Origin of the sequence: Paenibacillus rigui (assembly GCF_002234615.1) — a bacterium.
Taxonomy (GTDB): Bacteria; Bacillota; Bacilli; order Paenibacillales; family NBRC-103111; genus Paenibacillus_S; species Paenibacillus_S rigui.
In genome coordinates this window covers 1-11,953 of the sequence record NZ_NMQW01000010.1, presented here as the reverse complement: position 1 = coordinate 11,953, position 11,953 = coordinate 1, and the positions used below count along the sequence as shown (strand labels likewise).

General features: G+C 39.7%; 6 protein-coding genes. All 6 read left to right on the top strand.

Going from position 1 to position 11,953, the window contains the following annotated elements:
* Positions 1–32: 32 nt before the first annotated feature.
* Positions 33–1,916 carry a TnsD family Tn7-like transposition protein gene (locus CF651_RS07145; RefSeq protein ID WP_094014179.1) on the top strand — a complete coding sequence of 628 codons (1,884 nt, stop codon included), beginning with the start codon at positions 33–35 and terminating at the stop codon, positions 1,914–1,916.
* A 546-nt stretch (positions 1,917–2,462) separates the two neighbouring features.
* Positions 2,463–3,965, top strand: a complete 1,503-nt coding sequence (locus CF651_RS07140; protein WP_094014178.1) for a TIGR02677 family protein — start codon at positions 2,463–2,465, stop codon at positions 3,963–3,965.
* Positions 3,958–5,166 (top strand): DUF2398 family protein, encoded by a 1,209-nt coding sequence (locus CF651_RS07135; RefSeq protein ID WP_179232717.1) that lies wholly within the window; start codon positions 3,958–3,960, stop codon positions 5,164–5,166. The genes CF651_RS07140 and CF651_RS07135 overlap by 8 nt, the downstream gene beginning before the upstream one ends.
* On the top strand, positions 5,132–9,166 hold the full coding sequence (locus CF651_RS07130; protein ID WP_094014176.1) for a TIGR02680 family protein: 4,035 nt from the start codon (positions 5,132–5,134) through the stop codon (positions 9,164–9,166). Before CF651_RS07135 ends, CF651_RS07130 begins: the two co-directional genes overlap by 35 nt.
* A 7-nt stretch (positions 9,167–9,173) precedes the next feature.
* Positions 9,174–10,484, top strand: coding sequence for a DUF2399 domain-containing protein (locus CF651_RS07125; protein ID WP_094014175.1), 1,311 nt, complete (start codon positions 9,174–9,176; stop codon positions 10,482–10,484).
* 1,204 nt (positions 10,485–11,688) lie between these two features.
* Positions 11,689–11,953: IS66 family insertion sequence element accessory protein TnpA (tnpA, locus tag CF651_RS07115; RefSeq protein WP_144029028.1), on the top strand; the 265-nt coding region annotated here is incomplete at its 3' end.

Here is an 11,953-nt window from a genome sequence, read left to right as displayed (position 1 = left end):
GATAGACGAATATTTGATAAAGGAAGGGTCATATGTCACTTTTGGCGTTTTTTCCACAACCATACCCTGACGAAGATTTTCGAAGTGTCATTTATAGATACCATGTACATTCAGGCAATCAGACGATGGCCCATACACGATTAGAGCTTTTTAACCTGAATTCTAACAAAAATCCTCTTCTTCCTAGGAACCTTAAATATTTGGATAATCAACTTCCACCAAGTTTTAGACTAAAGGAAATAATAGAAAATCATACAGTGATGAGATATATTGGACCATTTCTAAGTACAACTGAACGACAATCTCTATGGAATCAGATTCTTAATGAAAACAATCCAAACCTAGGAGCTTTCAGTGGAAGTTACTTGCTCTCGAAACGGATGCGTTACTGCCCAAGTTGTCTTAGTTGGGATTATGAAAGTTTAGGTGAATGTTATGCCCATCTAACACATCAAATGGATGTATTGGAATTCTGCCCGGTCCATTGTGAAAAATTGTTTAGTCATTGCCCGAAATGTAATGTTGAATTATCTTCATCAGATAATGACTCGTTGCTCTCATCACCAAGATGTCAGAACGGACACCATATAAAGTCTTTACAAGAGTTCAATGAACACATTTTGAAAAGTGACTTAAATATATGGGCGTTAGAATTTATTGGAAATTGTACAGTTAGAAATCGAAAAGAGCTTATAGATAAAATAAATTTATGGTTAGGTGAAAAGGGCTATTTCACCTTAACTGGTGGGAAGTTATTTCGGAAGAGATTGGCTGATGATATTATTCATTTTTATGGGGACGAAAAGCTTAAGCTCTATGACATACCAACGGAGTATATTAGATCAAATACCACTATGGAGCGGATGCTTTCATGTAGTGAAAAGAATAGCACAAATTTTAATTACTATTTGCTACTATTTAGATTTTTGGCTGGATCAATAAAGACTTTTTTTAGTGATAAGCCGACGTACGCTCTTCCTATACCATTTGGCAATGGACCATGGACTTGTTTTAATAAGATGTGCCCGCAATATAATCAGTATAAAATAGACCGTTGTAGGCGTCATGATGATAGGGGGCTCAAAATTGTTAATGAGTTTCAATGTGGTTACTGTGGATTTACTTATAAAAAAGCTTGGTATTGGCCTGAAAGAAAGGAGAATAATCGTATTTTTATCTCAAGCATGGGGGAATATTTTAGAGAGGAAGTCTATAGACTTCATGCGAATGGAGTAACTATTTCGCAAATTGCTAAACAGCTGAATACCAAATACGTAACAGTATCAAAGCAATGTAACACATTGTTAAATCAAATGGAGATTCAAATTACTGAATCACAAGTGTGCTGCACTAAAGAACAAATAAATAAGTTTAATATATATAGAGAAAAAATTATGGATAACTTAAAAATTATGAAGGAACCAAAAAGAAGCCTGCTTAGAAAGGCGTGTCCCATTGCATATGATTGGTTATTAAGTAACGATAAAGTATGGATGGAAAAAACACTGCCACCTTCAATGAAAAACTCTGAGAAAATAGACTGGAATGAGTTTGATGATGAACTATGTCATGTTATTGAAAAAACTGCCACATATATCTACTCAACAGATCCTCCTTATAGAATAACACGAGGTAAGATAATAAGGTTCTTACCTACACATTATCGAAACCGCATTCGCAGGTCGCCACAAAAAATGAAAAATTCTAATATTAAATTAGAGGACTTAACAGAAAAAGTTGCCCATTTTCAAATTAGGTTTTTACCTCAAGCGGTTCAAAGAATTAAAGAAAAAGATCGTCGAGTAACTATGGGGTCAATTAAGAAACATTTCCCGACAATATATGGAGGGATATCTGATGAGCTGGGTTTATTAATAAGTAGTAAAGTATCAGAAATAATTGATCGTGGTTATTAATTGGTTTGTGGATTTATCCGAGCACATTACAATGCCCTTTTTTATCAATAAAGCAACTTTTATATAGAAAATATAAGAGCCCGAGTGTTCCTTCACTCGGGCTTTAGTTCATTATAAGGAAGTATCAATAGAGATAGTTCAATCTTATCGACGATAGTATAGAAATATTAGCGAAGGACAAAAGATGGTCTACGGAGCAGCACTAATCATGGCAATTTCGAGTTCATTCATACTGAGACACTATCCATTGTTCCATTTCTCTCCTAGAAAACCGTTTTGATTCGCCGATATGAAGGTTTTTACCATTTTTTTAGAGTGCAATGACCGAGATCAGGCGAGGTTTTGACCACCTGATCTCGCTTTTTTTCGTATTAATACACTTCAATATTTTTAAGGTGATCCATTTCCAGTTTCTTAGTTAGATTTTAGGGACCGAGTAACCAGCAAATTTCGAGGAAAGAAGGCTGAGGGAAATGGTTCCACATACTCTTGTAGTTGTAAAAAGTGTATAATATTAGAGTGAGAGAATGTTTAGAGGAGAATCTTATGAATCTTTTTAATAGATTAGAACAATTCACTTATTTGGTTGCTAACCAACGGACCGATCGATATCGGCCCATTGCCCGTATATTGTACGAACATCATCGTACATTTAGAAGCATGCTTACAATGGAAGACATATATTCCGCCTTGAAACAAATGGACGATTTTGTCGAGCGGTTCCCTGACTATTCGATCGAAGAATTAGAGATGGATCTTGGTGCCATGAAAGAGTGGGGAAACATTGAGATATCGCAACAAGAAAACGTTAAATATGCGGCATACGAAGATTTCAAGAGGAAGAAGCACTTGATAAGGGCCACTGATGCATTAATTGATGTCGAAGAAATAATCACAACGATGGAGCGAAGGGCAAATCGAGTAAGGGGTTCGCTGGAGAAGAACTTGGCAGCTCGCATTATCGAAGAGCTCGACAGATTCAAAAGTGCAACGACGAAAGAACCGTCCGAACTGTATAACCTTTGGAACGAAATCATGGGTCGACATGATCGATTGCGTATTGATACATCGAACTACCTTTCCCACGTAAATAGCAGTGATATGGAAGCGGCCTATCTTTCGGATCAGTTTCTCGAACATAAGAATAAATTTGTCAGTTACCTAGACGAGTTTGTTCGCGATATTCAAAAGCAGCAGGTACGCATTTTGAAAAAACTGTTGTCCATATCCAAAGAATATCTTGACGATGTCATTTATCTGATAGTGGATTACGAGATTAATCGTATTCAGCTTCCAACGCTTGAGGGTACGAATCAAGAAGAGCATGTTGAGTTGCATAAAAAACAGTGGCAATCAATGATCAACTGGTTTGTGAGCGAAAGTTCACAAGAAGGTGGATACTACTTTTTAATGGAGCAAACCAAAAACGCAATTAGCAAAGTTCTTCGGCTTTCCAGGCAAGTGAGTGACCGACTGTTTCATTACACCAATCGAAAACATGATTACTTGCATCTTGCGAACCTTTTCTTTAAAGCCGAGGATGACGAGGAGTGCAAAGAACTCTTCGGATATATTAGGGGAATCGGTCCGGCTTCTCAGATGGTTATCACTGAAATACAGACAACTGACAGTGAAACCAAATCTGTTTGGGAGTTGCCGGCAGAGCAAATAGAATTAATTCCCCACAAAAAAAGAGAATTTATTAAACGAGTTAAATCACCTCTGCTTGAAGATCCGCTTGAGCGTCGACGAATAGAAATGGAGCATAAAGAGCAAGAAGAATTACTGCGGATTGAAATGGAATCGATATCTTCCGACGGTCGAATTCGGATTCGTGACTTAGATGAGATCAGCCCAGCATTAAGAGATACGTTATTGTTCATAGAGACCGAGGGGTTGCGCCATCATGATGTCGCTTATCTACCAGATGGGCGTGAATTTCGCGCGTTTGTCGTAAGTGAAGATCGAATTAAGATGAAGTGCACTGACGGAGAACTCACGATGGATGACATCGAGATTGTGTTAGAGGATGGTGCATCGAATGATTAGTGAAGAGGCCTTATCTGAAGAAATTCAAACACTGGTCTTTTTGCTGTGGTCGGAAGAGTGGATCTATAGGGACCAAAAACCTGAATTATTCTTTCGGATTCGAAGCTACGAAAATAAACTGAAAACTATTTTTCGAGAATGGTTTCATTACCCTATATACATAGGAGATGGATATGTTCGTTTAATAAAACATCCCGAACGGAAGGTGCTTGACCCTAACCCTACTCACTCACTGAAATACCAAATGGATTATGTTCTATACGCATGTACGCTGGCGTTTATGGAAGAAAAGGGCGAAGATCAACAATTTGTATTGCGTGAATTGCTTGAAAGTATAAAGGCGTACTATCCTGGAGGGCCAGATGCCATTTCATGGTCTGATCATGGGGTTCGTACAAGTTTAATTCGGGTTATTAAAACGTTGGAACAAGAGCGGCTGCTTCTCATGTTCGACCGGGCCATTGAACAATTTCGAGATAAAGAAGATTATGATTTGCTTATGCAAATCTCAAATGGACTTCGGCATGTGATTCGTCACACCCGCCTTTCCTTGTCTGAATATAGTGACAAGGTTTCGCTTCGAGAGGCACTTCACCAAGAGGAAATAGACGATGGAAAGATATGTGAACAGCAAATTTGGAGACGTTTATTTGCACAAGGCTGCCTCTTTTTAACTGAGTTGTCTCAAGATGAAGTTGCTTATATAGAACGACACGGGCTTCACATGCAGCAAAAGCTAGAAGAAGTGTTTCAAGGTGTTTATTTGGAGCGATATGCATCAACTTGGATTCTGATCCATGACAAAGCCAGAGAAGGGAAGACTATATACCCTGCTTATAACACCCACTCCCATGTCATCACTGTAATCGGGACCCATCTGCGTAATCGACTTGAGCTTGGCGAACAATGGTTGAATCATCGAGGATATGTTGCCCTGCCTTCAATAGATGTCTTCAACCTTTTCGTTTCGGTTCGCAGGGAAAATCAGGAACATTTAGCAAAGTCCAACTTGTCTGATCGAGCACTGTGGGAAGAGGTTTCAAATTATATGAAGCGACTGGGTTTAGTAAAAGTAGTAAATGATGAATGGATCTTTAGTGACGCTTTAGGGCGTGTAGCAGGCGGAATTGTTGAGGAAGAAGAATCGATAAAGGAGGAGACCAAACGTGAAGTGGAAGCCTACCAGAATTGGTTATTTTAATGTTTGGTATCACGCAGATACCGAAATTGAACTCTCCGACGGAAAATTGTTTATCAGAGGCGATAATGCTAGTGGTAAGACGATTGCATCAACTTTGATCTTACCCGTGCTCTTGGATGGGAATTACAATCCTTCGCGTCTTGATCCTCAAAAGCGTACAGACCGCATGATGATAGATCTTCATCTTGGCGAAGAAGCGGTAAATCAAAAGAAAGACGGAAACGGCTATCTGTATATGGAGTTTCGAAAAGGTGAACAGTTCATTACAATCGGTATGGGCCTTTCGGGCGTGCGAAAGACAAGGGATTTAACGTCCTGGTACTTTATCGTGACAAATGGGAAGCAGATCGGCAAAGACTTGTTGTTATACGATCAAACACGGGATGGAAAGGTTCCGCTCGATTATCGTGACTTTTGCGATCGCTTTAAAGGCTCATATATTACGGAACACAGGACCGAATATGCTAAAGAGGTAAACCGCCTATTATTCGGTTTTCAAAGTATGCACACCTTTAATATGTATATCAAACTGTTAATCGAACTGCGTCCACCGAAGATTAGCAAAGACGTAAGTCCAAGTATTATTAACACAAGTCTTACGGATGCACTTCCTGAGTTATCTGATGATGACCTCGAGTCGCTATCAAATATTGTGACAAAAATTGACGAACAAGACGCGCTTTTGGAGAAAACGAAAACAGAAGTAGGTGAGCTTAGGAAACTAAGCGAAGGGTATGAAGCCTACCAGTTTGCATTGTTTTTTGAGTACGCTGAACACCTTACCCGATCCACTCAACAGTTCGAAAATGAGCAAAGTCGTTTTGTCGCAAAAGAAAACGACCTTCTGGGAATGAAAAAAAGCCAGGAAGATGCAAAAAGACAAATGGAAGATTTAGAACAGCAAATCTCGGCGCTTAATGTGACCGTAGATACACTTCATGAAACACATAAGGATCTGTTCAAAGTAGCAGAAGTAAAGCATAATACTGAAAATGAATTGAATGAAACAAAAAATAAGCTAACCCAGAAGGAATCACAACTTCGTTCTTCAAAAAATAATGTTTACAAAAACAGACAAATTATCGAACGAACGATTCAAGATGAGATCGAAACCAAAGATGAAATCCAAGGGATTCTCGATTACCTGGCTGAGTATGAATCATCAATTAAGTTCGATTACCATGATCGGTTTGTTAGTCAGTTCTCAATAACTGCCGACCCGATCAGTTTGATTGCATCGTGGAAAGAAGAAACTGTTCGTCATATTGCGAGATTAAAAGAAATTGAAGACAATCTTCGGCGATATCAAGAGCAAGAAGCGAAAACATTGCAAAGACGAACCGAGTTTGAAGGTAAACTCGAGGCTTACAATAATTCAATTGCAAAGATCGACTCGTTGTACATGCAGCTTCAAAAATCCAGAGCCGATTTGTTTGAGATAGTTGAAGATTGGTCTAACGAATATGGACTGCAGATCGAAGCACAAGAGTGGGAAGCTTTACAAGGGATAATGAGCAATTTGTATGAGCACGGGGAAGACGAAGAAACATACCAGTCGTGGAAACAGAAAGTCATTGAAGTTCGAGAAGAGCCATACCAAATCGAAAAAAGAGAAGTAGAGTACCATCTTCAACGACTTTCCGAAGAAATTAAGAAGACTCAAAGTGAGTATGAGCAGCTACAATCATCGCAATTTGTCGCTCCTCCTGAGCGACAAAAAGAGAGAGTGCAATGGGATGTTCTTGACCAGCATCAAATCCCATATATTCGCTTTTTTGAAGCGGTTGAGTTCAAGGAAACTGTATCAGCCACATTTCGGAGAAACATTGAATCTGCCATTCAGCGTTCTGGTCTATTACAAGCAGTCATTGTGCCACATGAATACGAAGGTAAGGCAGCCGAACAAGCAACCGTACTACGAGCGCAAACTCCAAAAAGCAACCATTTGGGCAATTTAATGGATCCTGTCCCGAGTGAGAAGGTTGATGCAAATACAATTCAACTCGTCCTGCAAGGGATAGCCATTGATGCACACCAAGAGGGCTTTATCGGAGAGGATGGTTTTTTCCGTAGCGGATTCCTTGAAGGAGCTGCGCCTGATTGTGACGAATTGTATGTTGGTCTTCGGGCTCGTGAAGAAGAACGTCAGCGACGTTTGCTTGCCATCAGGGAGCGTTTGGACGAGCTTGAGCAGCTTTTTTCCGATCAAAGCCGCGTATTGCGCATGGTCCAAGCTAAAATCGATGAATTGCACCGTGTGTGGACAAAGATTCCTTCTACGCAAGAAATCAAAAACATTTATCGAGAACGAGATACAGAAAAAAGAATCACCAAACATCTAGAGATTGAAAAGGAAAAGGCATATGGATGCTATGAGTCCATTAGACTCGAAACCCTTAATCTTCGCAACCAAGTTGCGCGATTAATAGGTAATTTGGATCTACCGCTTCGTTTGGATGTTTGCAGCCACGCCCTTGAACAATGTAGAAAGTATAAAGATGAAATTAGTGATCTGGGATTGCTAACTGAAAAGCGAATGGAAGCGGTTCGAAGGATCGTCCAGACCAAGGAACACCTGAGTTCCCTAGAATCCATTGTAGAGGATTATCAAGAGGAGCATGATGATTTATTGTACGAGCAATCAAAGCTTGAAATGACAATTCAGCGCCTAAGAGAAGCAATGGAGTCAAACTCCGATGTTTTTAAGCAAATCGAGGATGCCAATCATCAGCTTATCGACGCAGAAGATCGCAAGCGACAAGCAGAACGGTTATATGAACGTCTTACCCCGAAGATTGAATCTGCTGACGAAGAGATTGGCAAGCTAAAAATCGCTGTCATAAATGCAGCGAAACGGGAAAGCGTTTGGTTGAAAGCATATCGCAAGCTTCAAGCAACAAATAGTCCGTATTCCAAATATTCAGCCGATCAAATATTAGAACTAAGTAAGAAGGACACAACAAAGACGACAAATCGTGAAGAGGCGTTTGAGCATCTCTTAGAAGTGGAAGGCGAGGTGCGAGGCCAACTAGAAGATTATCGTTTTCGGCGTCAACGCGAACAGCCTTGGAATGAAGAGAGTAATGTGAAAGAACAGATAGGAATTGTCGATGTGGAGGCCCTGGAGAGACTGTCCACTTATTCGATAATAAGTTTACAGAGCAATATCGGAATTCCGTGCACGCCTCTCGAATTGCTTCAAGAATTAACCGATATTGAGGCCAAACTCAAACGTAACATCGGAGATAAGGAAAAAGAGTTATTTACAGATATCATTATTAACGAGATCGGACGCACAATTCAGGAAAGGATTTACGAGGCCAAGCAATGGGTAAATGAGGTTAATCGTCGTTTCCATGAGTTCGAAGGGCTTCAGATTCGATTAGATTGGAATGCAAAGGACGCAGTGGAAGATGATACATTAAAGACAAAACAACTGGTTGACTTGTTGAGCGGGGACAGCAAATTCATCGACCCAGCCGACCTTGAAAAAGTTTCCGCTCATTTCCGCGCGCGCATCGAAGCTGTACAGCAACGCGCCAAAAAGGATTTTCGTATGTCTAGGTTGCAGGCATACAAGGAAGTATTGGACTATCGAAAATGGTTTATGTTTGAAACGTATGTCGATAAAGGGACGGGGGCCGAAAAAGTCGGGAACCGCAACTTTGGAAGGTATAGTAACGGTCAAAAAGCAATAATCTTGTACATGCCGCTACTTGCCGCTATTGACGCCATTCTAACAAGTGCATCAGATGCCGCCGCGCGGCTGATTACGCTCGATGAAGCATTCGCAGGTGTGGATTCCAAAAATAAAGAAAAAATGTTTAATATGATCCAGGATTTTGACTTCGATTACATCATGAACTCCTATGATCTGTGGGGTTGCTATCGTAGCGTGAAAGCTCTCTCAATCGTAACGATCCTGCGACAACCATCTTCACCGCACATGGGATTCCGCCGTTACCATTGGAATGGGAAACGACGAGTAGAAGTGGAGTGAGAGCATCGTGAAAGAACAAGCGATACGAGCGGCGAATTCGCTCCGACAAACGGGCGGGTTTGACCGATTGTTTCAGAAGTTTGCTTTGCGTTTTGAAAGTTATGGTTCATTTGGTACCGCTGTATTCGTTCCAACCGCAGAAGAACATCAAATAATCTCAGCTTTTTTACGTGAGTATCGGCCGCTACCTGCATCAGGAAGGCTATCCGTAACGGGAAAAAAGTTTCAAAAAGCGATGGATCGCTCTAAGTATCGAGGGATATATCTTCATGAACTACTGGAGGCGTATTTCGGGAGAACTTTAATAACCAAGCGAGAAGAAATAGAATGGGCAGATCTTAAACGAAAAGATTGGATAGTGGCACACCGGCAATCATGCCAAAATCCAGATTGTGCGGGTCTTCTGGATGAATTGCTTACAAATAGTGAGCGATCTAAACGGATCAAATTGGCTTATAAAAGAGATGAGACCACGTTTCAGCGGATATATCCCTATTTGTGTGCCATTCTTTCTAAAATGCCTATTCGACCAAGTGTGCGACTGCCTGTTCTTTCTTCTGGCATAACAGGGAATCCACATTCTTTAGATCGAGGAGAACCCCTACGGCATATTCTCCTAGATGTTTTGATATGGAAAGAAGAAGAGGCAAAGGTACGTTCAGACCTTAGTGCCGAGGACGAAGCAGAGATTATGTTTCGTCACGGAATCCTTCTAGAAGATATGAATAATAAAATTACGGTTATTGGACTTTTAGCCACAAAGGCTGGAAACAAATGCCGGAAGCTTAAAGGTGCATTTGATGATAGGAGTTATTTGGACTTATCGTTACGGGATATTTCACGCTATGATAGTTGTGTTCCTGTGAATGATTGTCTCTATATTGTTGAAAATCCTGTTGTATTTTCAACTATCCTAGATTATTTCGAAGGTAAAGATCGGATTCCTTCGGTCTTATGTACCTATGGTCAACCACGCTTATCGGCCCTTCAGTTGCTCGACAGAATTGTTGCTAGTACACCAAACATAACTCTAATGTATTCTGGTGATTTTGATCCTGAGGGCGTACTGATGGCTAATCGAATTCTTCTTCGCTACCCCCATAATACGGTTCCTTGGAGGTACTCCATTGCAGATTATGAAGAAACTGCCCCAAGTACGTTAATTGAAGATAATGCTCGATTAAACCAGCTGAAACAGGTAGTGTCAACTGAACTAATTACTGTGGCAAATGCAATTATGGAAAGACAAATGGCAGGATACCAAGAGGAACTTATTTCATCGTTAATTAAAGATATAGAGTTATTACTTAGTAATTAAAAGTTACTTAAAGAGTGATGTGTTACGGGAATGAAAAGATATAGGAAACATTCTTCAAGTAAGTAAATAATGCACTATTTATAGGATGAGTAAGCGAAATACAATCGCGTTACTCATCCTTTTTCTTCCTTGCGCATTTGTAGAATTATAGTGGTAATAGTAGGAATTTTCCGGTGAATGTCGAAATTTTACAAAGGATAGGTAATTTATTCTGAGTAATTTGCTCTGGAGGAACAGTATGTTTTTGAAAAAGCTGATCATTAGGAATTTTAGGAATATTCCTAGCCAGCTGTATCGTTTGAATTATCCTACCAGTAAGCTATGTGGTCCGGAGATTATGAACGCGCAGTTATAATGATTTAATTGATAGAAGCGAGGTTGTAAAGGGAATGATAACATTTATGTTTGAACGTCTAAAGTCAAAAGAGGTATGGAAACCAATATCTGTTCTTCTTTTATCATTAGCGTTTTGGATAATAACCCTTAATAGTTGGGGGAAATTCCTTACTATGTTTTTAAAGGTTGAACTTACAATTACAAGTTGGATTGATTGGCCTCCATGGTTAGAAACTTTTCTCTTCATTTCGATTGTAATGTTTTTATTAAGGTTATGGTGGATGAAGTTTTGGTATTGTTTTGAGGTTTTATCGGAACTTCTGTATATCAAATTTACAAGGGCTCTCGCACATCGAGGAGTACTAGGTATGTTAATTAGAACTATTAAATATTATCATTCAATTCATAAACCTATTATAAGTTTTTTTGAAATCAATGTTTATTATGGAAGTGGAATCCTTTTAAGAGATACATACTATAGATATTTTTTACACTCCATTTTGAAATCAACATTTCAGACAATTATTAACCTGTTCTTAAATAAGACTACGATAGTCGCAGTTGTAATCACAATATTTTTAATGCAGAAAACGAGTATATTTGTTTTTTGGAAAAAGATTAAGGATATTGTAATAACATTTAAATTGGATACCTTTTGGAATGATGTGTTACCAAAGATACCCACAATTCTAGCTCTATTAGGTGTTATTTTTATTTTAGTTTATCTAAATGGTACAAAGGGATTTATTGTAAGCGTCTAATAAGAAGGTGTATTCCAAAGCAGTCTAGTTTTTGAGACAATTCCCTTAGAGTAAGTCGTTGGAGTTTTTCGACTCTACTCGAAAAACTCTAATGGGAGTGTGTCCAATTGCAAACTCTAGAAATGAGGAATCGCTATCGGCTTCAGCAGTGGACCGAGATTATTCGTGACTGCCGTTCCAGTGGTCAGACCGTGGTTCGTTGGTGTGCCGAGCACGGGGTCAGCGTGAAAAGCTATTACTACTGGCTTCGAAAGGTCCGTGAAGCTGCGTGTGAATCTCTCCCTGCCTTCTCCTCCTCGAATGAATCGATTCTAGTACCTGTCCCTCCAACTTTGCGGACGAACGCCCCAAGTTCCGAAGTGAGTCATGAAC

Bases quoted from the DNA above. Each gene is read 5' to 3' on its own strand.
- CF651_RS07145 (WP_094014179.1), top strand. From the start codon at position 33: ATGTCACTTTTGGCGTTTTTTCCACAACCATACCCTGACGAAGATTTT.
- CF651_RS07140 (WP_094014178.1), top strand. From the start codon at position 2,463: ATGAATCTTTTTAATAGATTAGAACAATTCACTTATTTGGTTGCTAAC.
- CF651_RS07135 (WP_179232717.1), top strand. From the start codon at position 3,958: ATGATTAGTGAAGAGGCCTTATCTGAAGAAATTCAAACACTGGTCTTT.